Below are 24748 nucleotides of genomic sequence, written 5' to 3'. Positions count from 1 at the left end.
GCATCGTTCCGCATCGTGGACAACTTCTCGGACCTAGCCTTCTTCGTCACCCTGGTCAAGCGCGGCAGCCTGGCCGGCGCGGCCCAGCAGTCCGGCATCACGCCATCGGCGGCCAGCAAGCGGCTGACGGCGCTGGAAGCGCGCCTTGGCGTGCGCCTGCTCAACCGCACCACGCGCCGCCTGAGCGTGACGCAGGAGGGCGAGGCTTACCTTGCGCAGGGCGCGCGCATCCTGGCCGAACTGGAGGAACTGGAACAGGGCCTGGGCGGCAGCCGGGTAGCGCCGCGCGGGCTGCTGCGGGTCAACGCCACGCTCGGCTTCGGCCGGCGTCACGTGGCGCCGGCAGTGGGCGCCTTCCTGCTGGCCTGCCCGGAGGTGGAGGTGCAGCTTGAACTGACCGACCGGCCGCTCAACCTGGCCGAAGCCGGCTTCGATGTCGGCATCCGCGTGGGCGACCTGCCCGATGCGCGCCTCGCCGCCAGGCCTCTTGCCCACAATCGCCGGCTGCTGTGCGCATCGCCGCGCTACCTGGCCAGCCACGGCGCGCCGGGCTCGCCGCGCGAACTGCAGCAGCACCGCTGCATCGTGATCCGGGAAAGCGATGCCACCTACGGCACCTGGCAACTGCGCTCGGCGAGCCGACAGGAGACCGTCAAGGTGCGCGGGCCGGCCAGCACCAACGACGGCGAAGTGGCGCTCGGCTGGGCCTTGCAAGGCCACGGCATCCTGATGCGCTCCGAATGGGAGGTGGCGCCGATGCTCCGGTCCGGGCGGCTGCGGCAAGTGCTGCCCGACTGGGAAACGCCGCCCGCCGACGTATTCGCGGTATTCCTCACGCGCGACCACCTCACGGCCAAGGTGCGCGCCTTCGTCGATTTCCTGGCGGAGCACTTCGCGGCGCACCGCGTGCAGGGCGCGCCTTATAGCGGGTGGTAGCCGCCCGCCGCTAGCCGCGCAGGAATGCCAGCGCCAGCCCGGCGGCGCCGCAAGCGAGGATGACGGGGATCACCCCGGCCTTGAAGCGGAACAGCGCCACCGCCGCGGCCAGCCCGATCAGGGCCGAGGGCCAGTCGAAACGCCCGTGCAGCCCGGCCGGCCACAGCACGTGATAGGCAAAGAACACCGCCAGGTTGACGACCACGCCCACCACCGCCGCCGTGATGGCGGTCAGCGGCGCGGTGAACTTCAGGTTGCCGTGCGTGCTTTCCACGAACGGGCCGCCCAGCAGGATGAACAGGAAGGACGGCAGGAAGGTGAAGAAGGTCACCACCGTTGCCGCCGCCATGGCCGATGCCACCGCCGCATCGGCGCCGAGCACGGTATGCGTCCAGCCGCCGACAAAGCCAACGAAGGCCACCACCATGATGAGCGGTCCGGGCGTGGTTTCCCCCAGCGCCAGCCCGTCGATCATCTGCGGCGCGGTAAGCCAGTGGTAATGCTCGACCGCGCCCTGGTAGACGTACGGCAGCACCGCATAGGCGCCGCCGAAGGTCATCAGCGCGGCCTTGGTGAAAAACCAGCCCATTTGCGTCAGCGTGCCCTGCCAGCCGTAGCGCCATGCCAGCGCGCCGGTCGCCAGGGCCCAGATCGCCAGGAAAACCGCCAGCACCCGCGCGAATCGCTTCCAGGTGAAAACGGCATGCGCCGGCGTGGGCGTGTGGTCGTCCAGCAACGCAGGCCCGAAGCCGGCCTTGCCCGCGCCATGCCCGCCGCCGCTGGTGAAGCGCGCCGGCGCGAACCGGCCGCCCACATGGCCGATCACGCCCGCGGCCAGCACAATGGCGGGGAACGGCAACCCGAGCGCGAAGATCGCGACGAACGAGGCCGCCGCGATCGCCCACAGCCAGCTGTTCTTCAGCGCCCGCGAGCCGATCCGCCAGGCGGCGGACACCACGATGGCCGTCACCGCCGGCTTGATGCCGTACAGCACGCCCGCCACCGCCGGCACCTCGCCAAAGCGCATGTAGATCCACGACAGCAGCATCAGGATCAGCAGCGAAGGCAGCACGAACAGCCCGCCGGCGATCACCCCGCCCCAGGTGCGGTGCATCAGCCAGCCGATATAGGTCGCCAGTTGCTGCGCTTCCGGGCCGGGCAGCACCATGCAGTAGTTGAGCGCGTGCAGGAAGCGGCTCTCGGAGATCCAGCGGCGCCGCTCGACCAGGTCCTCATGCATGATGGCGATCTGCCCGGCGGGCCCGCCGAAGCTGATAAAGCCCAGCTTGAGCCAGTACCAGAAGGCCTGGCGCAAGGTAATGGCGGCGGGGGCGACGGCGTCTGGCGTGGTGCTAGTTGCTTGCATGAGTGCGGTTCTTGGGATGGTTCGCCAGCGGCAGGTCGGGCGCATAAGATAGCAGAGACTTGTGTCAGCAACCCACACCGCCGTCAGGGATGAGGCGGCTTTGCAACGCCGGGACTGATACCCTTGCGACACCCCCAAGGAAAGCCATGCATAGCAACGACCTGTCCCGCTGGACCCACAGCCACGTATTCGACACCGGCAACCGCGCCGCCGAGCGTGGCACCCGCCTGGTGATGCTGATCACCGCCGTCACCATGGTCGCCGAAATCGCCGCCGGCCTGTGGTTCAACTCGATGGCCTTGCTGGCCGACGGCTGGCACATGAGCTCGCACGCGCTGGCGATCGGGCTCACCGCCTTCGCCTACGCCGCGGCGCGCCGCTATGCCGCGGACAAGCGCTTTGCCTTCGGCGCGTGGAAGATCGAAGTGCTGGCCGGCTTTGCCAGCGCGATCTTCCTGCTCGGCGTGGCCGCGCTGATGGTGTTCGGCTCGGTCGAGCGGCTGTTCAGCCCGCAGGCCATCCACTACCGCGAAGCCATGGCGGTGACCATCGTCGGATTGCTGGTCAACCTCGGCTGCGCGCTGATCCTCGGTGGCGCCCATCATGATCACGGCCACGGCCACGGCCACGACCACGCCCATGATCACGGGCACGATCACGGCAAACATCACGACCTCAACCTGCGCTCCGCCTACCTCCACGTGCTGGCCGACGCCGCCACCTCGGTGCTGGCGGTGCTGGCGCTGGCCGGCGGCTGGTGGCTCGGCCTGGGCTGGCTCGACCCGGTGATGGGGCTGGTGGGCGCCGCGCTGGTCGGCCACTGGGCACTGGGCCTGCTCAGGCAGACCGGCACGGTGCTGCTCGACCGCGAGATGGATCACCCGGTGGTGGAGGAAGTGCGCGAGGTGCTGGCCGGCTTCGACCAGGGCCCCGAAGGCACGCGCGTGACGGACCTGCACGTATGGCGCGTGGGCAAGCAGAAATTCGCCGTCATCGCCAGCCTGGTCACGCACGACGCCGCGCTGACACCCGCGCGCGTCAGGCAGGCGCTGTCGGTCCACGAAGAACTGGTGCACGTGACGGTGGAGATCCACCGCTGCGATCATGACGGCGCCACCGCGGCGCACCGGCACGCATGACCCACTGACGCACTACGCCAGCCCGCGCTGCGCGGCCGCCACGGCCGCCGTGCGGGTTTCCACCCCGAGCTTCTCGTAGATGTGTTCGAGATGCTTGTTGACGGTGCGCGGGCTCATGCCGAGGATCTCGGCCACGTCGCGGTTGGTCTTGCCGCGCGCCACCCAGACCATCACCTCGGCCTCGCGCGGCGTCAGTTCCGACGGCGGCGCGCTCGTGGCCGCGTGCACCGGATGCGCGGCGAGTTCCACCACCATCACGCCCGCCGTCGCGCCTGTCAGCCGGCGCAGGGACAACCCGCCCGGCAGCAAGCCCGGCGCGGCCACATCCTCCTGCAGCGCCCGCAGCGCTGCCACCAGCGGCGCCGGCAACGGCGCGCCGGGCAGGCAGGCCACCCAGCCCTGCGCCTGCATCAAGGCCGCGGCGCTGGTGTTCATCCACATCAGCTGRCCAGCGGTATCGGCCGCCAGCATCGCCACCGCGCTGCCCAGCACGGCCGCGCGCGCGCTGCGCGCCAGGCGCGCCTTGGCGGCATGCGAGCGCACCCGCGCCACCACCTCGGCAATCGCCACCGGCTTGGTCACGTAGTCGCACGCGCCCACCTCGAATCCGCGCACGATATGCCCGGTCTCGCCCAGCCCTGTCATGAAGATCACCGGCAGGTCGGCATGGCGGTCCATCAGCGCCGCGCAGGTGGCAAAGCCGTCCATGCCCGGCATGTCCACGTCGAGCAGCACCGCGTCGGGCTCGAAGAGCGCCAGCGCATCGAGCGCGGCGTCGCCGCTGTGCGCGGCATGCACCGCCATGGCCTCGCCGCCCAGGGCGCGCGTGAGGAAGCCGCGCGCGTCGGCATTGTCGTCCACCACCAGTACGCGGGTCTGCAGGTCAGGAGCGGGATTCATGAAGCGCCTCGCCAAGTGAGTGAGTCAGTGCAGCGCCATCGCTGCGTGCCAGTGCAAGCATGCGGGCCGCCCATGCGGCGGCAGCGTCCGCGCCTTCGGCCAGCTCGGAAAGCTGCGCCTCCAGCGCGCGCTGCCGCCCGGTGGCGCCGAGCAGCAGCAGCTCGCGCAGCAGCTCGGCCGATGGCAGCGCGTGTACGGCGGCGGCCTTGCTCTCATGCTGCACCGCGCTCGCCAGCGCGCGCCGGACCACCTCGATCAGTTCCACCTCGCGCACCGGCTTGCTGACGAAAGCAAAATAGCCGTGCGTGGCACGCGCTTCCTCGGTGTTCTCGTGCGCATTGGCGGAGACGATCACGACCAGCGGCGGACGTTCCCGCGCGCGCAGCAGGCGGCACAGGTCCCAGCCGGACGCATCGGGCAGGTTGAGGTCCAGCAGCACCAGTTGCGGCCGCAAGCGCTGCACCGCCGGCAGTACCGCCGCGCCCTCCCCCACCTCATCCACCGCCAGCCCCAGCGGCGCCAGGAAGCCGAGCAGCACCGCGCGATGCGCGGCGCGGTCGTCCACCACCAGCACCCGCGCATCGGCCGGCAGGCGGGTGCGCTGCGCGGGCACCCGGCGCGCCACCGGCGCCGTCACGGCGGGCAGGTACAGCCGTGCCGTGAACTCGCTGCCGGCACCGGACGCGCTGCGCACGCGGATCTCGCCGCCCATCAGGTCGGCCAGCAGCCGCACGATGGCCAGCCCCAGGCCGATGCCGTCGCGGTCGTCGTGGCCACAGGCCCGCTCGAACGGGTCGAAGATGCGCTCCTGGTCGGCCGCGTCGATGCCCGGACCGGTATCGCTCACCACGATGGTGGCCATCTCGCGCTGGTGGCGCACGGCGAGCGTCACCGCACCCTGCTCCGTGAACTTGATGGCGTTGCTGACCAGATTGATGACGATCTGCCGCAGCCGCTTGGGATCGCCGTGCACGTACGCAGGCAGCACGCCTTCCACGCGGTAATGGAAGGCCAGCCCGCGCGCCGCGGCAAGCGGGCGGAACATGCGCACCAGTTCATCGAACAGGCCTTCCAGCGCCACGGCTTCCTGCGCCAGGCGCAGCTTGCCGGCCTCGATGCGCGACAGTTCCAGCAGGCCATCGACCAGACTGGAGAGATGCTCGCCGGCACGCCCGATGGTGCGTACGTCTTCGCGCAATGCCGGCGGCAGCGGCCCCGCGCGCAACAGCAGTTGCGAATAGCCGAGGATCGAATTCAGCCCCGCGCGCATCTCGTGGCTCATGCCGGTGATGAAGCGGCTCTTGGCCACGTTGGCCTTCTCCGCGACTTCCTTCGCGCCCTGCAGCAAGGCATCGGTATGGCGGTGCGCGTCGATTTCCTTTTGCAGCAGCATGTTCTGCCGCTCCGATTCTTCCTGCGCCACGCCCCGGCTTTCGTTGGCCAGCACCAGCCACCACGCCGCCACCGCCGCGAACAGCAGCAACCCGGCAAAGATCTTGAGGAACAGGCCGGCGCGCGGCAACGTGGCCGCCGCCAGCGCGCCCGACAATTGCTCCTGCGTGTACAGCAGCCACAGGAAGGTGCCGAACACGAACACCATGCCCGCCAGCACCAGGCAGAACTGGCCGATGCGGCGCGCCATCACCGGCGGCGTGCCGGCCGGCAGCACGCGCGTGAGCGCGGTGACGATCTGCTCCTGCGCGCTGGCGCCGGGCTTGCAGCGGTCGCCGCAGCGCGCGTCCAGCGTGCAGCACAGCGAGCAGATCGGGCCGCGATACGCGGGGCAAGCTGCTACGTCCTCCACTTCGAAGGGATTGCGGCAGATGGTGCAGCGGACCACCTTGTGCCGCGGGCCGAAGTCCACCGGCGAGCGCGCGATGAAATAGCGGCTCTGGGTAGCGAAGGCGATCACCGGCGGGATCGCGATGGCCAGCACCAGCCCCACCCCGATCGAAGCCGGCCGCAGCGTCTCGCCGAACGCGCCCAGGTGCACCAGCATCGATCCCGCCGACGCCAGCATCATCGCGCCGAAGCCGGCAGGGTTGATATCGAACAGGTAAGCGCGGCGGAACTCGATGGTGCGCGGCGACAGCCCGAGCGGCTTGCTGATGACCAGGTCGCCGACAATGGCGCCGACCCACGCCACGGCCAGGTGCGCGTAGAGCGCCAGCACCTGCTCCAGCGCCTCGAACACGCCCATGGCCATCAGCATCACCGCGATCAGCACATTGAAGGCCAGCCACACCACCCGGCCCGGATGGCTGTGCGTGAGCCGTGCGAACACGTTCGACCATGCCAGCGAGCCGGCGTAGGCGTTGGTGATGTTGATCTTGGTTTGCGAGAGCAACACGAAGAGGCCGGTCAGCACCACCGCCGCCCAGCCCGGCCACGCACCCCCGAGCGCGCGCGAGAAGCCCGCCAGGTACATCTGGGTGGGCTCCAGCGCGTGTGCGATCGGCACCTCGGCCTGCAGCGCGACGAAGGCGAGAAGTGCACCGCCCGCCATCTTGGCCGCGCCCAGCACGATCCATCCGGGCCCGGCGGCGATCAGCGCGCTCCACCAGCGCCAGCGGTTGCGCGGCGTGAGTTCCGGCATGAAGCGCAGGAAATCCACCTGCTCGCCGATCTGCGCGATCAGCGCGGACGTGACCGTGGCCGCGGCGCCGAAGGCGTGCCACGAGAAGCCGTCGCCTTCCGCCAGCCGCCCGTTGAAGGAAAGGAAATCGGTGTAGAGCCCGGGCTCGCGCCACCAGATCACCGCATACGGCAGCACCAGCAGCAATAGCCACAGCGGCTGCGTCCACAGCTGGATGCGCGAGATCAGCGTCACCCCGTGCGTGACCAGCGGGATCACCACGATGGCCGACAGCAGATAGCCCAATGATTGCGGCAGCCCGAACAACAGTTCAAAGGCCTGCGCCATGATGGCCGCTTCCAGCGCGAAAAAGATAAACGTGAAGCTGGCGTAGATCAGCGAGGTGATGGTCGACCCGAGGTAGCCGAAGCCGGCGCCGCGCGCCAGCAGGTCCATGTCCACGCCGTGACGGGCCGCGTAATAGGAGATCGGCAGCCCGGTCAGGAAGATCGCCAGGCTGACCATGCCGATAGCCCACATGGCGTTGGTAAAGCCATAGCTCAGCGTGATGGCCGCGCCGATGGCTTCCAGCGCCAGGAAGGCCACCGCACCAAAAGCGGTATTGGCCACGCGAAAGGCGCTCCATTTGCGGAACGTCCTTGGTGCAAAACGCAGCGCGTAGTCCTCCAGCGTCTCGTCTGCCACCCAGCGGTTGTAGTCGCGCCGGATCTTGCTGATGCGCTGTACGGGCTGGCTGGCGGCTGGCATGGGGGTCGGGACTCCAGAAGACGCTCGCGTGGGTCGTGCCGGGCAGATGCAAGAGCCGTGCCGTGCACCACGATGCATCGCGGCGCGCGAATCGTAGCGCAGCCGGGCTGCGCATGCGCCTACGTTGAATGACGTATGGAAGGCGCGGTTGCACTGCACCATGATCCGGCCACAGGGTGATTCATTGCCTATCCGGCCATCGTATGCGGTCAACGTATTCGGTCAACGTGCGTGGCCAATGCCGTCCTACCTCACCACGCCTCCAAGGAGCGTCAATCATGCGTGACAAAGAAACGAACGGTTCCCCTCCCTCCCAAGATGCCGATGCCGTCTCGCCGCAGCGGCGCCGCATGATGCAGGGCCTCGCCGCGCTGCCGGCCCTGTCTCTTGCGGGCATGGCCGGCCTGAGCGGCCAGGCGCGCGCCGCGGTGCCTACCTCGGTAGCGAACACCACCAGGCTGGCCGTCACCGACACCGAAGTCACCGTGGGCCAGCTGCACTCCGCCACCGGCACCATGGCAATCTCCGAGACCGGCTCGATCCAGGCCGAGCAACTGGCCATCGACCAGATCAACGCGGCGGGCGGCATCCTCGGGCGCAAGATCAAGGTCATCAAGGAAGACGGCGCCTCCGACTGGCCCACCTTCGCCGAGAAGTCCAAGAAGCTGCTGGTCAACGACCGCGTGGCGGCCGTGTTCGGCTGCTGGACCTCCGCCTCGCGCAAGGCGGTTCTGCCGATCTTCGAGAAGGAGAATGGCCTGCTCTACTACCCGACCTTCTATGAAGGGCTGGAGCAGTCGAAGAACGTCATCTACACCGGCCAGGAAGCCACGCAGCAGATCATCTGGGGCCTGGACTGGGCGGCCAGGCAGAAAGGCGCCAAGAGTTTCTTCCTGATCGGCTCGGACTACATCTGGCCACGCACTTCCAACAAGATCGCGCGCAAGCATATCGAGAACTTCCAGAAGCTCAAGGTGGTGGGCGAGGAGTACTACCCGCTTGGCCACACCAACTTCAACTCGCTGATCAACAAGATCAAGATCGCCAAGCCGGACTGCATCTACGCCATCGTGGTGGGTGGCTCCAACGTGGCCTTCTACAAGCAGCTCAAGGCCGCTGGCATTACGGCGGACAAGCAATTCCTGCTGACCATCTCGGTGACCGAGGATGAAGTGCTCGGCATCGGCGGCGAGAACATCGCCGGTTTCTACGCCGCCATGAAGTACTTTCAGTCGCTCGACAATCCCAACAACAAGTCTTTCGTGGATGCCTTCAAGAGCAAGTACGGCGGCAAGTCGGTGATCGGCGACGTCACGCAGGCGGCCTATCTCGGCCCCTGGCTGTGGAAGGCCGCGGTGGAGAAAGCGGGCAGCTTCGATATCGACAAGGTGGTGGCCTCCTCCCCCGGCATCGAGCTGAAGACCGCGCCGGAGGGCTATGTGAAGGTCGACCCCAACCACCACCTGTGGAGCAAGACGCGCGTGGGCCTGGCGCAGCTCGACGGGCAGTTCAAGGTGGTAGCCGAATCGCCTTCGCTGATTCCGCCCAATCCGTTCCCGAAGGGCTACCAGTAAGCGGGTTGACTGACCACCGGTTTGCCCCCCCTCTCCCCAACCCTCTGCTCCTGAGGGGAGAGGGAGCAAGCACCGTCGGGCATCGCAAGCGGCACTGGCGCTTCTCGCCAGCTTCGATTTGCGCTGCCGGCACCCTTTCTTCTCCCCGATGGCGGAGCACGACATGAATCTATCCGACATGCTGAATATCGGCCTGATGCAGGGCTTTGCCGGCCTGAGCCTGTTCTCGGTACTGCTGCTGATGGCGCTGGGCCTGGCCATCATCTTCGGTCAGATGGGCGTGATCAACATGGCGCATGGCGAGTTCATGACCATCGGCGCCTACACCATCTTCCTGGCGTCCACGCTGACCGAGCGCCTCGCGCCGTCGTGGATGCCCTTCTACTTTCCGCTGGCCATCGGCGCCGCTTTCGCGCTGGCGTTCTGTGCCGGCTGGCTGGCCGAGTGGGCACTGATCCGCCATCTCTATCGCCGCCCGCTCGACACATTGCTCGCCACCTGGGGCCTGTCGCTGGGCATGCAGCAAACCTTCCGCTCCACCTTCGGCCCGAAGGAGGTCAGCCCCACGCTGCCCGAATGGCTGATGGGCTCGTGGGCGCCGGCGCCGGGGCTGGATATCCCCATCAACGGCATGTTCGTGATGGCGCTGACACTGTTCGTCACGGGCATGGTGTGGCTGGCGCTGTATCGCTCGCGCTGGGGGCTGCGGGTACGCGCCACCACCCTTAACCGCGCCATGGCCAACGCGGCCGGCATCAATACGCGGCGAACCGACCGGCTCACCTTCGCGATCGGCTGCGGCATCGCCGGCGTGGCGGGGGCGGCCTTCACCACCATCGGCTCCACCGGCCCCACCAGCGGCTCGCTCTACATCGTCGACTCCTTCCTGGTGGTCACCTTCGGCGGCGCGGCCAGCCTGCTCGGCACGGTGGCATCGGCATTCGGCATTGCCCAGGCGCAATCGATCAGCGAGTTCTTCCTCACCGGGTCGATGGCGCGCGTGCTGACGCTGCTGCTGATCGTGACGATCCTGATGATCCGTCCGCAAGGCCTGTTCGCGCCGGCAGTGCGGCGCTGAAGACGCCGCTGCGCCGCCACTCACCAAACCTGCACAGGAGCTTGTGATGTCGCCCTCCTCTTCCACCGCCCGCCTGTTGCGCGGCGAATTCGCCGGCTACCTTGTGCTGGCCGTGGCGCTCCTTGTCGTCATGCCGCTGGCGCTCGACGTGTTCCGGCTCAACCTGATCGGCAAGTACCTGAGCTACGCCTTCGTCGCCATTGGCCTGGTCATGCTGTGGGGCTACGGCGGCGTGCTGAGCCTTGGCCAGGGCGTGTTCTTCGGCCTGGGCGGCTACGCCATGGCGATGTTCCTCAAACTCGAAGCGTCCGACGCGAAGAGCACCGCGATCCAGTCCACGCCCGGCATCCCCGACTTCATGGACTGGAACCAGCTCACCGCGCTGCCGTGGTGGTGGGAGCCGTTCCGCCACCTGCCATTTGCGCTGGCCGGCGTGATCGCGATTCCGGTGGCGCTGGCCTTTATCGTCAGCTTCGCCATGTTCCGCCGGCGCGTGGGCGGGGTGTACTTCGCCATCATCACGCAGGCGGTGGCGCTGATCCTCTCGGTGCTGATCATCGGCCAACAGGGCTATACCGGCGGCGTCAACGGCATCACCGACCTCAAGACCATGCTGGGCTGGGACATCCGCAGCGACGGCGCCAAAGTGATCCTGTACTTCGCCAACGTGGCGCTGCTGTTCGGCGCCATCGCCGTGTGCCGCGGGATCCAGCGCAGCAAGCTCGGCGTGCTGTTGCTGGCGATGCGCGACAAGGAAGACCGCGTGCGCTTCTCCGGCTACGACGTGGCCATGTTCAAGGTCTTCGTGTTCTGCCTGGCCGCCGCGCTGTCGGCGGTGGGCGGTGCGCTGTTCACGCTGCAGGTGGGCTTTATGTCACCGTCCTTCGTCGGCATCGTGCCCTCCATCGAAATGGTGATCTTTGCCGCCGTGGGCGGGCGCATGAGCCTGGTGGGCGCGGTGTGGGGCACGCTGCTGGTCAATTTCGGCAAGACGTATTTCTCCGAGAGCTTTCCCGACCTGTGGCTGTTCCTGATGGCGGCGCTGTTCATCGGCGTGGTGGTGGCCTTTCCCGACGGGCTGGCCGGCCTCTACAGCAAGTACATGTCGCGCCGCCGGACCATCGGCAGCCCGTCCGATCCCGCCGACCCGGCTGTGGAGGCGACTTCGCCCGCAGTACCGACGCCGCCCGCCGAAGGGATTCCCGGCCGTACCGCCTGAAGCCATCCGTCCAAAGCGAGGAAGACGCCATGAGCAATACCGATTTCATGCTGGCGGTGGAAGACCTGACCGTTTCCTTCGACGGCTTCCGGGCCATCGACAAGCTCACGCTGTATGTCGATCGCGACGAGCTGCGCGTGATCATCGGCCCCAACGGCGCCGGCAAGACCACGCTGCTCGATCTCGTGTGCGGCAAGACCCGCGCCACCGGCGGCAGTATCAAGTTCCGCAACCGCGAGATGACCGGCCTGCCCGAATACCAGATCGTGCGCGCCGGGGTGGGCCGCAAGTTCCAGACTCCTTCGATCTACGAGAACCTCAGCGTGTTCCAGAACCTCGCGGTTTCGTTCCCGCGCGGCCGTGGCGTGCTGGGCGCGCTCACGTTCCGCACCACGCCCGAGGTGCGCCAGCGCGTGGCCGGCGTGGCCGACGAGATCGGCCTGGCCGATGCGCTGGAGCGCGAGGCCGCGCAACTCTCGCACGGGCAGAAACAATGGCTGGAGATCGGCATGCTGCTGATGCAGGAGCCACAACTGCTGATGCTCGACGAGCCCATCGCCGGCATGAGCGTGCGCGAGCGCGAGCAGACCGCGGAACTGCTCAAGCGCATCAGCCGCGGCCGCGCGGTGATCGTGATCGAGCACGACATGGATTTCGTCAAGCGCATCGCCGACAAGGTCACGGTGATGCACCAGGGCAAGATCCTCGCCGAAGGCTCGATGGAGCAGGTGCAGAACGATCCGCGCGTGATCGACGTTTATCTTGGCCACTGAGCCCAGGGAGACCAGCATGCTCACAGTCGACAACGTGGTCGTGAACTACGGACAAAGCGAAGCGCTGCACGGCGTGTCGTTCGCTGCCGCGCAAGGCGAGACGGTAGCCATCATGGGCCGCAACGGCATGGGAAAGACCACGCTGTTCAAGGCCATGATCGGCATGTTGCCGGTGCGCTCCGGACAGGTCTGCGTGGACGGGCGAGACGTCGCGCAGGACGAAAGCTACAGGCGCGTGCGCGCGGGCCTGGCCTATGTGCCGCAGGGCCGCATGATCTTCTCCCACCTCACGGTGGAAGAGAACATCCTGACCGGCATGGAGCAAGGCAAGAGCCGCCGCATCCCCGAGGAAATCTTCGCCATGTTCCCGGTGCTGTTCGAGATGCGCCGGCGCAAGGGCGGCAACCTCTCCGGGGGGCAGCAGCAGCAACTGGCGATAGCGCGCGCGCTGGTGGCCAATCCCAAGGTGCTGCTGCTGGACGAACCCACCGAGGGCATCCAGCCATCGATCATCAAGGACATCGCACGCGCGCTCAACGAGATCCGCCGCACGCGCGATATCACTATCGTCTTCTCCGAGCAGGTGCTCAGCTTCGCGCTCGATGTGGCGGACCGCCTGCTGGTGATCGAAGGCGGCCGCTTCGTGCACGAGACCCAGCGCAACGGCACCGACGTCGAGCGCATCCGGCAATTGCTTTCGGTCTAGCCGGCAGCGCCTTTTTTTCGATTTCTTCCACGATTTCTTCACGCCCAACACCCACCAGGAGGCATGTCATGACGGACACCCTGATCAAGGTCGATCTGGCCGAATCCCCGTACGAGAATCCCAATGTCCACAACCGCTGGCACCCGGACATCCCGATGGCCGCATGGGTCAGGCCCGGCGACGACTTCATCCTGGAAACCTACGACTGGACCGGCGGCTTCATCAAGAACAACGACTCCGCCGACGACGTGCGCGACATCGACCTGTCCATCGTTCACTTCCTGAGCGGCCCCGTCGGCGTGGAAGGCGCCGAGCCCGGCGACCTGCTGGTGGTGGACCTGCTCGACATCGGTGCCAAGGCGGAGAGCCAGTGGGGCTTCAATGGTTTCTTCTCCAAGCAAAACGGCGGCGGCTTCCTGACCGACCACTTCCCGCTCGCGCAGAAATCCATCTGGGATTTCCACGGTCTCTACACGTCGTCGCGCCATATACCCGGCGTCAACTTCGCCGGCCTGATCCACCCTGGGCTGATCGGCTGCATGCCGGACAAATCGCTGCTGGAGACCTGGAACAAACGCGAGATCGACTTCATCGCCACCGACCCCGATCGCGTGCCGGCGCTGGCCAACCCGCCCTTCGCCGCCACGGCGCACATGGGCCGCCTGCAGGGCGATGCGCGCGACCAGGCCGCGGCGCACGGCGCACGCACCGTGCCGCCGCGCGAACATGGCGGCAACTGCGACATCAAGGACCTCTCGCGCGGCGCCAAGGTGTATTTCCCCGTCTATGTCGACGGCGCTGGCCTGTCGGTTGGCGACCTGCACTTCTCGCAAGGCGATGGCGAAATCACCTTCTGCGGCGCCATCGAAATGGCCGGCTGGGTGCATATGCGCGTGTCCCTGATCAAGGGCGGCATGGCCAAGTACGGCATCAGGAATCCCATCTTCAAACCCAGCCCGATCACGCCGAACTACAACGACTACCTGATCTTCGAAGGCATCTCGGTGGACGAGGCCGGCCAGCAGCATTACCTGGATGTGCATGTGGCTTACCGCCAGGCCTGCCTGAACGCCATCGAGTACATGACCAGGTTCGGCTACTCGCGGGCGCAGGCGTACTCGATCCTGGGCACGGCGCCGGTGCAGGGGCATATCAGCGGCGTGGTCGATGTTCCCAATGCCTGCGCCACGCTGTGGCTGCCGACTCAGATCTTCGATTTCGATATCCGGCCGAGCGCGCAAGGGCCCGTGAAGCACATCACGGGCGATGTGGACCTGCCGATTTCGCCGGACGTTTGACGGCACTGCCGGGCGTGCCCTCGCACCACGGCGCGCCCGGGAACATTCGAGACACGGAGACTGCCAGATGCCAACCTACGATTACCGCTGCCCGGGCTGCGGCGATTTCGCCGCCATGCGTCCCATCGCGCGACGCGACGAACCATGCGCCTGCCCTGCCTGCGGCGGCTTCGCCGACCGCGCCCTGGTTGCCGCGCCATCGCTGGCCAGCATGCCGGCGGCATCGCGCCGGGCGCATGCCATCAACGAGCGCAGCGCCGCCGCGCCGCGCGAATCGGCGCGCGGCGGGCATGGGCCGGGTTGTGGTTGCTGTGGGAGCAAGGTGACGCTGGCCGGGGCGCCCGGCGCGGCGGCGAATGCGCCGAAAGGAAATCCGGCCGGACGGCCCTGGATGATCAGCCACTAGGCATGCTTTTGGCTGCGGGCTGCCCCGGCGCTGGCCGATCGCGGCCATGTGATGGAGGCAGGCCGCGTGGTGGCGAACGGTCCCGCCGGCGCGCTGGCGCAGGCTTGCCTCGGCGGCCACCAGGCCATCCGGCGATCCGGCGGGCGTCCCGCCACAAGGCGAATCAGCCTGCTGGCCGCGCCTCGCCGTCGAACAGGTGCAGGAAGCGATCGAGGATCAGCAAGTGGTCCTCGAACATCTGCTCCTCCAGCGCCAGCAGTTCGTGCTGCGGCACCCAGCGCACCGCGGCCGCGTCGTCGGCCGCGGCCACCGCGGGCAGCGCATCGAGCGTCAGGTCGAAGAAGAAGGCGTGGGTCAGCGTGCGTCCGCGCAGGCTGCGCTCGGGGTGATCGAACAGCGCCTGGGCGCGGCACGATTGCTGCAACGCCGCCTTCGGCAAGCCGAAGCGCGTTTCCTCGTCGAGTTCACGCAGGACCGCATCCGCCACGCGTTCATGCTGATCGAGGAAGCCGCCGGGCAGCGCCCATGCGCCACGGCCCGGCTGTCCGCCACGGCGGATCAGCAGCACCTGGCCACAGCAGCGCACCACGGCATCCACGGTCACGAACACCGGCGGATAGGGCGCGGCCGCCCACCGCATCTTGTGGTCCTGCAGGAAGCGATATTCCGCCAGCAAGGTCGCGAAGGCCCCGCCCGCGGCAAACTCGCGCAGGAAGGCGGCAACCGGCGGCGGCAGTACATGCACCAGTTCGCCCAGTTCGCCCTGCTGCTCGAACCACTGCTGGCGCACGTCGGCCGCATTGAACTGCCCGAAGCCTGGCTGCGGCACCAGGTCCCAGCCGGGAAAGTCATTGAGATAACCCGAAGACGCGCCCTTGAAATGCCCGAACAGGCCGACGCGCGGGGCATCTTGCGCAGCCGCCGCCAATGCCGGCTGGACGTCCGGCACGGCGTCCACTGCCGCGCGCACCGCAGCCGTCCAGCGCACGCTCTCGCCATAGTCCCGCACCGCCACGAAGCGCAGATCGGCAACACGCGCGGCATCCCATCCGGCCACCGCGCCCTCGATCATCTGGCGGCGCTCGCCGGCGGTGAACGGATTTTTCACGGTACGGGCCCCGCCCGCCGAACCCAGCACCACGATCACCGTGCGGGCCTGTGCCAGCGCCTGGCGCAGCATGGCGAAATGGCCATTGTGGAAGGGCTCGAAACGGCCGATATAGACCAGGTATCCGAAAGGCTCTGGTCTTGTCTGCTTTGTCTGGTTTGTCTGGCTCGGCTGGTTCATCGATACGTCATGCAGGTCATTTCAGCTCGCAGCACATGCACAGCGGCAACGTCCCCTCCTGGCGCCGGAACTCGCGCGAGGCGCGCACTTCGGGCGCCAGGCGATCCGCCGAGATCAGAGAGAACCCGTAGCGGGCAAAGTAGCTTGGGCAAGTGGCGCTCAGCAGCACGGCGCGCGTACAGCCGTTGGCGCGCGCGCGCATCAGCACGGCGGAAACCATATGGGAGGCGATGCCATGATCGCGGTAGGGCGGCAGCACGGCGACCGAACGCACGACAATGGTTTCCCCATAGCCTTCGGCGGCGGCGCAACCGACGATCGCGCCGTCGAGCAGGGCAATATGGAACAACGCCAGCGAGGGATCGAGATCGTCGCTGGCGAGGCCACAGGTTTCAAGGACTTCCGCGATCGCCGGCCAATCGGCCGGTTGTGCGACGCGAAGACGCAGATCTCTTGTCATTGCATTTATCTCCCCGCCACGCACGATGGCGGAGGTTGTCATGGATGGACTGCGTTGACTTCACACTACATGATTCGGGCGACATGTTCCAGCCGGGCAAACGGCATAACGCGTATCTGATTCGCCGAATGCGGCGCTCGTTTGTGTGCGTCATGCCGGGAGAGACAGGGGGGAGCGGATCCTGAGCCGGCGCGCGGAGGTTGCGCTTCTGCGCGCGCGGCATGGATGCCTGAAGGGACTTCCGCGGGTTTTGGGAATTGCTTCCGGCGAGTTCGACCGGACCGTCGGCAATCGCCTTCCGGTGGAACCCGATATCAACAGAAAAAACAAAAGCCCTGAAAAATCAGGGCCTTGCTGGAGGCGGGGGAACGGAATCGAACCGCCGTGTACGGCTTTGCAGACCGTAGCATAACCACTCTGCCACCCCGCCGCTGCCGGGATGCCTCGATTGGCATCCGCTACAGTGCGGGGCGCAGTGTAGCCGGAAATAAAAAACTCTGCACGGCACCCGACCGGCCGGCTTTCAGCGCGAAAGAATCGACATGGTGATTCGCGAGACGCACACCGTCTTGCCTTCGTCGTTGCGAATGTCGATGGCCCACACATGGGTGGTGCGGCCGATATGGACCGGGGTGGCGGTGCCGGTCACATAGCCGGTTCGCGCCGCGCGCACATGGTTCGCATTGATATCGAGCCCTACGCAGTATTGCGTTGCGCTATCCAGGCACAGGCTGGCGGCGCAACTGCCCAGCGTCTCGGCCAGCAGCACCGAAGCCCCGCCATGCAGGATGCCATGCGGCTGCACGGTGCGGCGGTCCACCGGCATGCGCGCACTGAGCGACGCCTCGCCGATCTCGGTGAACTCGATACCCAGTTGCTCGACGGCGGTGTCCTTGTGACGGGCCTGGAGGTCTTTCAGGGACGGGGTCGATTTCCACAGCATGCACGGTCTCCGATGTTGTTTGTCCCGCATTCTAAGGCACCAGTCCATAGGGGTTCACGTGGCCCGTCTTGCCCGGAAAACACGGGCCCGGCGGGTTGTGGCCGGCGCGGCGCCGGCCACGGCAACGCGATCTCCAATTCCCCAACGCATTTGAGACAATGCGCCGTCGCGGTTAAGCGTTAAACTGACATGCGTTGTATGGTCAACATGCATTTAAAATCACTTTAAAGGCAGGGACGGCCGCGCACGTGACAAAGACCAATGCCCGGCATGGCGGCACCAAGCCGCGCCGGCGGCGTTTAATTATCGGGATTCTCAATCCAGCCTGGATTTCAACAAGAGCTCCATGACGTCGTTTACGTATGATGCTGTGCTAGCGGACGAGCCTCCTGGATGGCCAGCATCCGACCGGAGCACGCCCTCGTCGGCCGATGTATCGGCGCGCGACGCCTGGGCGCTGCTCGAAGCCACAGGCGGACTTGCCCTGCAAATCGATGTCACGGGCTACATCATGCTGGCAACGGAAGCATCGGCTCAGTTGCTGGCCTTTCCCCGGGAATACCTGCTCAAGTCCTCGATACTGGATGTGGTCTCGTTCGAACAACGCGAACAGCTCGCCGAGCTGCTCCTGGCCTGCGAACAAGAGGGTTCCTGGCAGCGCGGCCGGATCCGGTTCTCCGGCGGGGTGGGCGAAAGCCGATGGCTGGACCTCCGGGTCTGCCGGTACGCAAATGAAGACGGCGGTGTTTGTCTGTTGTTGTTTGGCTACGACATTACGCACTGGGTTGACAATGAACAGCGACTTATCGAGGCATCCTTTCGCGACCCATTGACCGGCGTGGGCAACCGCGCATTCCTGCGCGAGCGCATTTCCGCTTACTTTGCCGAAGACGGAACGGGAAAGACGCCGTTTGCGGTCGCCTTGATGGACCTCGATGGGTTCAAGAAGGTGAATGACTCGCTGGGCCATGAATTCGGCGATGCCTTGCTAAAGCAAGTCAGCGTGCGGCTGCTGGACGCCGTTCGCCCCAAGGATGTGGTCGCGCGGCTGGGCGGCGACGAGTTTGTGCTGCTATTGGACGGGATCGCATCGGAAGCGGCGGCCATCGGCCTGGTTGAAAGAGTGATACATGCCTGCAGGCAGCCCTTTCATCTCGCAGGCTGCCAGATCCGTGTCACCACCAGCCTCGGACTGACCTTCGGCACGCACGCCCATCAGTCCGAGTCGCAACTGCTCAAGCGCGCTGACCTCGCCATGTATGACGCAAAGGCGCAGGGAAAGAACCGCTATTGCGTCTACACGCCGGAGCTTGAGCATCGCCTGGACGAACAGTTCCGGATAGAGCAGGGCATGTTCGAGGCCGTCCAGAACGGCGAGTTCCTTCTCCACTATCAGCCCATCGTGTGGCCCGGTTCAGGCGAGGTCTGCGCAGTCGAGGCGCTGATGCGATGGGAGCACCCGACGGGGCCAGTCCCCCCGAGCGTGTTTATCCCGGTTGCGGAGCATAACGGCCTCATCAACCACCTTGGGGCATGGGCCCTTCGCTGCGCCTGCGCGCAGCTGGCAAGCTGGGATGCGCTGGGCCTGCATGTGGGATATATATCCGTCAACGTCTCGCCGGTTCAGTTCAGGCACCCGGGATTCGCGGATAGCGTCAGAAGGGCGATCAAGGACGCCGGCATCAGTTCGCACCGGCTGGTCCTGGAGATCACGGAAGGCGCACTGATGACCGACCCCGAAGCGGCCCAGGACTTGCTGATGGAGCTGCGCGCCCTGGGAGTCCGGTTCGCGGTGGACGACTTCGGGACGGGCTATTCCAGCTTGTCTTACCTTCGCCGCTTCCCGCTCTCGGCTTTGAAGATCGACAGGAGCTTCGTCGCGGACATGATGGACTCGCCGCACGCCAGGACCATTGTGTTTGCCGTGTTGTCCCTGGCGCGGGAACTCGGGCTGGTCGCCATCGCGGAAGGCGTGGAATCAAAGGAGCAAAGCCAGTTGCTGGCCGAACAAGGGTGTGAGCTGGTACAGGGGTGGCGCTACGCAAAGGCAATGAGCCCGGTCCAGTTCGTGAAACAAACGCAAAGCGGAAAGCTGCGCCTTGGCAGCTCGCAAGTATTCTCGAAGTAGACGCCGCTATGCAAAACAAGCAGTTCTTCGATGCGCTATGGAACCGGATGGCCCAGCAAGGGGATTTCCCCACGCTACAGTTCTGCATCGACAACGTATTCAAGACGCTGAGCAGCGATATCAGCGTCGGCGAGATGGCCGCTGCCGTGCTCTCCGACTTCAGCCTGTCGCAAAAGGTCATTCGCCTGGCCAACTCCGCCATGTACCGCTCTTTCGGGGGCGAGGTCACGACGGTGTCGCGCGCCATCCTGGTCCTGGGCGTCGATGCGATCAGCCATCTCACGCTGGGGGTCCAGTTGCTGGACTATTTCTCCGGCGTGGCAATCAACCGCCCCCAGGCCTCCCACGAGCTAAAGCAGGCCCTGATCGCAGGCGAGCTCACGCGCTCGCTCAGCAACGCGCAAGGCATCGGACAGGCCGAGGAGGCCGTCGTTTGCACGCTGATGCACCACATGAGCCGCCTTCTCCTCATTTTCTACTTTCCTGAAGAATGGGAACAGATCCGGGCCTTGTGCGAGGGAGATGCCATGCAGGAAAGCGAAGCCTGCCAGCGAGTCCTTGACGTGACCCTGGAGGATATCGCGGAGGCGGCGGCCATTAAATGGCGCCTGCCTGCCGTGATCGCGAACTCGATGCTGCGCAAGCGCTTCGATGCGGATTCCGTATTGGAATCCCATGCCGACTGGCTGGGCGCCATCGCCGACGTTTCCGCCCGGGCCGCCGCAATGCTCGCCAGCGATGCGCCCGAGGCAGCCGTCCAGGCCTTGCTCCTGACTCACGCGGAGGCGCTGGGCCTGCAAACCGCCGCGGTCGAAGGCGCGGTGAAGCAGGCCCTGGCATTGAACGTGTCCATGGCACATGCGGAGTCCCCGGATACAGACGATGCGGGCGATGCGAACCCTCCCCGGAACGCAGGCAAGCCCAAGGATGCGCTCAAGCGGCTCCAGCAGAGTCTCCTTGAGGTACAGCGCGAGGGCAGCGGACTGCCGGTATCCGAACTGGCTCCGCTGGTGCTCGAATCGGCCATGCGGGCGCTGAATTTCTCGCACTGTTTTCTCATGCTGCTCAATCCGATGGCGAAACGCTTTGGGGCGCGCGTCGGATTTGGCGAAGGCATGCGCGAGAAGATGGAGGCGCTATCGTTTGAAGAGGGATTTGTCCCCGATATCTTTCACTTCGCGGCCATCGCGCACAAGCCCCTGCTCTTCGAAGACTCCTTCGACAAGGAATTGGCACACCGCGTGCCGCGCTGGTATCGCGAGCAGATGCCCGATGCCAGGTCCATCCTGGTGGCGCCCGTGATGATCAAGAACCGCTGTGTCGCGATGATCTGCGGAGACTGGGGCACGACGGTTTGCGCGGGCGGACTGTCCGACGATGAAATGGAATCGTTCGATCTTCTGACGCGGGAAATCTCGTCGAGCTTTCTCCGCTCTGCCGAACACCGGTAGCCCTGGAGCGCGCGGGCAAGCGAGCGCGCGCCGCGCCGCCGCGACGTTGGTGGATACCAAAGTAGGCAACTCACCGATAGCGCGCGGCGGGTGCCGAGGCCATGCTGGACGCAGTATCTGAACATGGCTGGCAAGGCGCGCCACATCGGGCGCGCGCCCTTGCGTTGCCGCCAACATGGAAGCGCACTTGCAAATGCCGGCGATGCCACCGGCCCGGCCAGGCAGTCCTGGCCATGCCGGGCGGCGCGGCTTGCCTCTCTTACTCCACCGTGACCGACTTGGCCAGGTTGCGCGGCTTGTCCACATCAGTGCCGCGGGCGCAGGCCGTGTGGTAGGCCAGCAGTTGCAGCGGCACCACGTGCAGGATCGGCGAGAGGTCGCCGTAGTGCTCGGGCAGGCGGATCACCTGGATGCCATCGGTGGACTGGATGTGGGTGTCGCTGTCGGCGAACACATACAGCCGGCCGCCACGGGCGCGCACTTCCTGGATGTTGGACTTGAGCTTTTCCAGCAGGGCGTCGTTGGGCGCCACCGTGACCACGGGCATGGCCTCGGTCACCAGCGCCAGCGGGCCATGCTTGAGTTCGCCGGCGGGATAAGCCTCGGCATGAATGTAGGAGATTTCCTTGAGCTTGAGCGCGCCTTCGAGGGCAATCGGGTAATGCAGGCCACGGCCCAGGAACAGCGCGTTCTCGCGGCGCGCGAAGTCTTCGGACCAGGAGATGATCTGCGGCTCCAGCGCCAGCACGCCGTGCAGCGCCACAGGGAGGTGGCGCAGGTTGGCCAGTGCGGCGGCCTCGGCCTCGGCCGTGAGCTTGCCGCGCACCTTGGCCAGCGCCAGCGTCAGCATGTACAGCGCGGCGAGCTGGGTGGTGAAGGCCTTGGTCGAGGCCACGCCGATCTCGGTGCCGGCGCGGGTGAGGAAGCGCAACTCGGTCTCGCGCACCATGGCGCTGGTGGCGACGTTGCATACCGCCAGCGTGTGGGTGTGGCCCAGCGACTTGGCATGGCGCAGCGCGGCCATGGTGTCGGCGGTTTCGCCGGACTGCGAGATCACCACGACCAGCGCACGCGGGTTCGGCACGGTCTCGCGGTAGCGGTACTCGCTCGCCACCTCGACCTGGGTCGGGATCTTGGCGACGGATTCGAGCCAGTACTTGGCGGTGCAGCCCGAGTAGTAGCTGGTACCGCAGGCCAGGATCAGCACGTTGTCGATTTCGCTGAACACGCTTTGCGCATTGGCGCCGAAGAGTTCCGGCGTGATGGCTTCGATGCCTTCCAGCGTGTCGCCGAGCGCGCGCGGCTGCTCGAAGATCTCCTTTTGCATGAAGTGGCGGTACGGGCCCAGTTCCACGGCAGCGGCGTGGGTTTCGACCACGCGCACTTCCCGCTCGACCAGGTGGTCGTGCACGTCGTGGATCGTGGCGCCCTCGCGGGTGATCTCCACCACGTCGCCTTCTTCCAGATAGATGATGCGGTTGGCGGTGCCCGCCACGGCCAGCGCATCGGAAGCCAGGAACGACTCGTTGTCGCCCAGCGCCACCACCAGCGGCGAACCGGCGCGGGCGCCGACCACGCGCTCAGGGTGATCCTTGGAGAACACGGCGATGGCGTAAGCGCCGTGCAGGCGCTTGGTCACCGCGCGCACCGAGGCGAACAGGTCGCCGCGCGTGGCGCTGCTCGGATATGTGTAGACCTGGTGGATCAGGTGGGCGACGACCTCGGTATCGGTCTGCGACTCGAAACCATAGCCGGCGGCGCGCAGCTCTTCGCGCAGCGGCTCGTAGTTCTCAATGATGCCGTTGTGCACCAGTGCGATGGTTTCGCCCGAGAAGTGCGGGTGGGCATTGGTGGTGTCGGGCTTGCCGTGCGTGGCCCAGCGCGTGTGCGCCACGCCGGTCAGGCCGGACAGGCCGGACGCGCGGGTCTGCTCGTCCAGGTCGGCCACGCGCGACACCGTGCGGGCGCGTTCGAGCGCGCCATCGCGCACCACCGCCACGCCGCAAGAGTCATAGCCGCGGTATTCGAGGCGACGCAGGCCTTCGATCAGGACCGGAACGATATTGCGCGAGGAAACCGCGCCGACGATGCCGCACATATTCTTCTCCCACGGGGTGCGGACACGGCCGCACCGGATGATTGCTGCGAGGACGGCGGCGCCGTCGCCCGAGGATTGCCCGTGCCGCCCGCCCTTATCCGGGCAGGTCGGCGGCGGGACTCATTTTTTTGCTTGCTTGACCGGCCGCTGCCAGGCATCGATGGTCATTTGCTTGGCGCGCGACAGCGTCAGCTTGTCGGCCGCCGCTTCCTTGGTCAGCGTGGTGCCGGCGCCAATGGTGGCTCCGCGGCGCACGGTCACCGGGGCGACCAGTTGCGTGTCGGAGCCGATAAAGACATCGTCCTCGATCACGGTGCGGAACTTGTTGGCCCCATCATAGTTGCAGGTGATGGTGCCGGCGCCAATATTGACGCGCGAGCCAACTGTGGCGTCGCCCACATAGGCAAGGTGATTGGCCTTGCTGTGCGCCGCGATCTGGCTGTTCTTGACCTCGACGAAGTTGCCGATATGCACGTCCTCGGCCAGCACCGTGCCGGGGCGCAGGCGCGCGTACGGGCCGATGCGGCCTTCCGCGCCGACGCTGGCATCCTCGAAATGACAGAACGGTTGCACCCGTGCGCCGGCACCCACGGTGCTGTTGCGAATCACGCAGTTGGCGCCGATATGCGCGCCGTCTTCGAGGTGCACCCGCCCCTCGAACACGCAATTGACATCGATCGTGACGTCGCGCCCGCAGGTGAGTTCGCCGCGGATATCGATCCGCGCCGGGTCCAGCAGCGTCACGCCGGCTTCCAGCAGCCGCTGCGCCAGGTTGCGCTGGTGGATACGCTCGAGCTCGGCGAGTTGCACCTTGCTGTTGACGCCAAGTGTTTCCCACAGCGCGGCGGGCTGTGCCGAGACCACCTCGACGCCGTCCGCGACCGCGCGCTCGACGGTATCGGTAAGGTAATACTCGCCCTGGGCGTTGTCATTGCGCAACGTGGACAGCCAGCGGCGCAGGTGGCCAGTGGGCGCCAGGATGATGCCGGTATTGATCTCACGGATGGCGCGCTGTTGCTCGCTGGCATCCTTTTGCTCGACGATGCGCACGATGCGGCCGTCTTCGCGCACGATTCGGCCGTAGCCGGCGGGATCATCCATCTCTACGGTCAGGATGCCGAAGCGCCCGTTGCCGGCCTCGGCCACCAGGCGCTGCAGCGTGGACGGCTCGGTCAGCGGCACGTCACCATAAAGCACCAGCGTGGGCTGGCTGTCATCGAGCAGCGGCAGCGCCTGCGCCACGGCGTGACCGGTTCCCAGCTGCTCGGCCTGCAGGGCGAAGGCGACGTCTTCCGCGCCAACGGCTTCGCGCACGCGCTCGGCGCCGTGTCCCACCACCACCACAAGCCGCGTCGGCAACAATTTGCGCGCCGTATCAATCACATGCGCGAGCAATGGCCGGCCAGCGAGAGGATGCAGTACCTTGGGCAACGCGGAGTTCATCCGTTTGCCCATGCCTGCAGCGAGAATGACGATATTCACAAGGAGGGTCCTAAGTGAGTGTGTCCAAAAACCCGTTTGAAGCGCTCCCCCGCGATGGCCGGGGACGCGTAGCGTCGGCCAGGGTCCTGGCCCCAGCCCCGGTGCGCGGGGTAACGCCTGCGGCGACCCGGAATGGCGGGCGCGAACAGGCACCCAAACG

Annotated in this window: 19 protein-coding genes and 1 tRNA gene; 11 read left to right on the top strand and 9 right to left on the bottom strand. The window is 66.5% G+C overall.

Annotated features, from left to right (window positions below; genetic code table 11):
• Positions 1 to 15: 15 nt before the first annotated feature.
• Positions 16 to 936, top strand: coding sequence for a LysR family transcriptional regulator (locus AC1DT6_RS22690; protein WP_441630661.1), 921 nt, complete (start codon positions 16 to 18; stop codon positions 934 to 936).
• 10 nt (positions 937 to 946) lie between these two features.
• Here AC1DT6_RS22690 and chrA read toward each other — a convergent pair whose 3' ends face one another.
• Complete coding sequence (gene chrA, locus AC1DT6_RS22685; protein ID WP_477114908.1) at positions 947 to 2302, bottom strand: chromate efflux transporter; 1356 nt, start codon at positions 2300 to 2302, stop codon at positions 947 to 949.
• Positions 2303 to 2448: 146 nt separating this feature from the next.
• Between chrA and dmeF the strand changes: the two genes are divergently transcribed.
• Positions 2449 to 3441, top strand: a complete 993-nt coding sequence (gene dmeF / locus AC1DT6_RS22680; RefSeq protein ID WP_441630657.1) for a CDF family Co(II)/Ni(II) efflux transporter DmeF — start codon at positions 2449 to 2451, stop codon at positions 3439 to 3441.
• Between the two features lie 12 nt (positions 3442 to 3453).
• On the opposite strand, the gene AC1DT6_RS22675 is transcribed toward dmeF, so the two are convergent.
• Both AC1DT6_RS22675 and AC1DT6_RS22670 read right to left on the bottom strand, forming a co-directional pair.
• Positions 3454 to 4341 carry a response regulator gene (locus AC1DT6_RS22675; RefSeq protein ID WP_441630655.1) on the bottom strand — a complete coding sequence of 296 codons (888 nt, stop codon included), beginning with the start codon at positions 4339 to 4341 and terminating at the stop codon, positions 3454 to 3456.
• Positions 4325 to 7684 carry a hybrid sensor histidine kinase/response regulator gene (locus AC1DT6_RS22670; RefSeq protein ID WP_477114907.1) on the bottom strand — a complete coding sequence of 1120 codons (3360 nt, stop codon included), beginning with the start codon at positions 7682 to 7684 and terminating at the stop codon, positions 4325 to 4327. Before AC1DT6_RS22670 ends, AC1DT6_RS22675 begins: the two co-directional genes overlap by 17 nt.
• 278 nt (positions 7685 to 7962) lie before the next feature.
• On the opposite strand from AC1DT6_RS22670, the gene urtA reads away from it, so the two are divergent.
• The 7 genes from urtA to AC1DT6_RS22635 all read left to right on the top strand — a co-directional run bounded on the left by urtA (position 7963) and on the right by AC1DT6_RS22635 (position 14738).
• Positions 7963 to 9258, top strand: coding sequence for an urea ABC transporter substrate-binding protein (gene urtA / locus AC1DT6_RS22665; protein WP_441635650.1), 1296 nt, complete (start codon positions 7963 to 7965; stop codon positions 9256 to 9258).
• 163 nt (positions 9259 to 9421) lie between these two features.
• Entirely contained in the window at positions 9422 to 10336 is a 915-nt protein-coding gene (gene urtB / locus AC1DT6_RS22660; RefSeq protein ID WP_441635652.1) for an urea ABC transporter permease subunit UrtB, read from the top strand.
• A gap of 46 nt (positions 10337 to 10382) precedes the next feature.
• A complete protein-coding gene (gene urtC / locus AC1DT6_RS22655; protein ID WP_441635654.1) occupies positions 10383 to 11555 on the top strand; it encodes an urea ABC transporter permease subunit UrtC in 1173 nt (390 codons plus the stop codon).
• 29 nt (positions 11556 to 11584) lie between these two features.
• Positions 11585 to 12328 (top strand): urea ABC transporter ATP-binding protein UrtD, encoded by a 744-nt coding sequence (gene urtD, locus AC1DT6_RS22650; RefSeq protein ID WP_441635656.1) that lies wholly within the window; start codon positions 11585 to 11587, stop codon positions 12326 to 12328.
• A gap of 16 nt (positions 12329 to 12344) precedes the next feature.
• Positions 12345 to 13034, top strand: a complete 690-nt coding sequence (urtE, locus tag AC1DT6_RS22645; RefSeq protein ID WP_276287593.1) for an urea ABC transporter ATP-binding subunit UrtE — start codon at positions 12345 to 12347, stop codon at positions 13032 to 13034.
• Positions 13035 to 13102: 68 nt separating this feature from the next.
• Positions 13103 to 14332 (top strand): formamidase, encoded by a 1230-nt coding sequence (gene fmdA, locus AC1DT6_RS22640; RefSeq protein ID WP_035869950.1) that lies wholly within the window; start codon positions 13103 to 13105, stop codon positions 14330 to 14332.
• Positions 14333 to 14399: 67 nt separating this feature from the next.
• Positions 14400 to 14738, top strand: a complete 339-nt coding sequence (locus tag AC1DT6_RS22635) for an FmdB family zinc ribbon protein (protein WP_035869953.1) — start codon at positions 14400 to 14402, stop codon at positions 14736 to 14738.
• Positions 14739 to 14901: 163 nt separating this feature from the next.
• Here the strand turns inward: AC1DT6_RS22635 and AC1DT6_RS22630 are convergent, their stop codons facing one another.
• The 4 genes from AC1DT6_RS22630 to AC1DT6_RS22615 form a co-directional block, all read right to left on the bottom strand.
• A complete protein-coding gene (locus AC1DT6_RS22630; RefSeq protein ID WP_441635661.1) occupies positions 14902 to 16026 on the bottom strand; it encodes a bifunctional nicotinamide-nucleotide adenylyltransferase/Nudix hydroxylase in 1125 nt (374 codons plus the stop codon).
• A 16-nt stretch (positions 16027 to 16042) separates the two neighbouring features.
• Positions 16043 to 16486 carry a GNAT family N-acetyltransferase gene (locus AC1DT6_RS22625; RefSeq protein ID WP_441635662.1) on the bottom strand — a complete coding sequence of 148 codons (444 nt, stop codon included), beginning with the start codon at positions 16484 to 16486 and terminating at the stop codon, positions 16043 to 16045.
• Positions 16487 to 16841: 355 nt separating this feature from the next.
• Positions 16842 to 16916 (bottom strand) — tRNA-Cys (locus tag AC1DT6_RS22620).
• 93 nt (positions 16917 to 17009) lie between these two features.
• The gene (locus AC1DT6_RS22615; protein ID WP_045236150.1) at positions 17010 to 17429 is read right to left on the bottom strand and encodes a hotdog fold thioesterase; all 420 of its coding nucleotides are present in this window, start codon (positions 17427 to 17429) and stop codon (positions 17010 to 17012) included.
• A gap of 346 nt (positions 17430 to 17775) precedes the next feature.
• Between AC1DT6_RS22615 and AC1DT6_RS22610 the strand changes: the two genes are divergently transcribed.
• Positions 17776 to 19557 (top strand): putative bifunctional diguanylate cyclase/phosphodiesterase, encoded by a 1782-nt coding sequence (locus AC1DT6_RS22610; protein WP_441635664.1) that lies wholly within the window; start codon positions 17776 to 17778, stop codon positions 19555 to 19557.
• A gap of 8 nt (positions 19558 to 19565) precedes the next feature.
• Positions 19566 to 21008 (top strand): HDOD domain-containing protein, encoded by a 1443-nt coding sequence (locus tag AC1DT6_RS22605; protein ID WP_441635666.1) that lies wholly within the window; start codon positions 19566 to 19568, stop codon positions 21006 to 21008.
• Positions 21009 to 21267: 259 nt separating this feature from the next.
• Here AC1DT6_RS22605 and glmS read toward each other — a convergent pair whose 3' ends face one another.
• Both glmS and glmU read right to left on the bottom strand, forming a co-directional pair.
• Entirely contained in the window at positions 21268 to 23106 is a 1839-nt protein-coding gene (glmS, locus tag AC1DT6_RS22600) for a glutamine--fructose-6-phosphate transaminase (isomerizing) (protein ID WP_441635668.1), read from the bottom strand.
• Positions 23107 to 23226: 120 nt separating this feature from the next.
• Positions 23227 to 24588, bottom strand: a complete 1362-nt coding sequence (gene glmU, locus AC1DT6_RS22595; RefSeq protein ID WP_441635669.1) for a bifunctional UDP-N-acetylglucosamine diphosphorylase/glucosamine-1-phosphate N-acetyltransferase GlmU — start codon at positions 24586 to 24588, stop codon at positions 23227 to 23229.
• Between the last annotated feature and the right edge of the window lie 160 nt (positions 24589 to 24748).

The organism is Cupriavidus sp. 01L45 (genome assembly GCF_056399885.1).
This window is presented reverse-complemented; position numbering and strand designations above follow the sequence as displayed.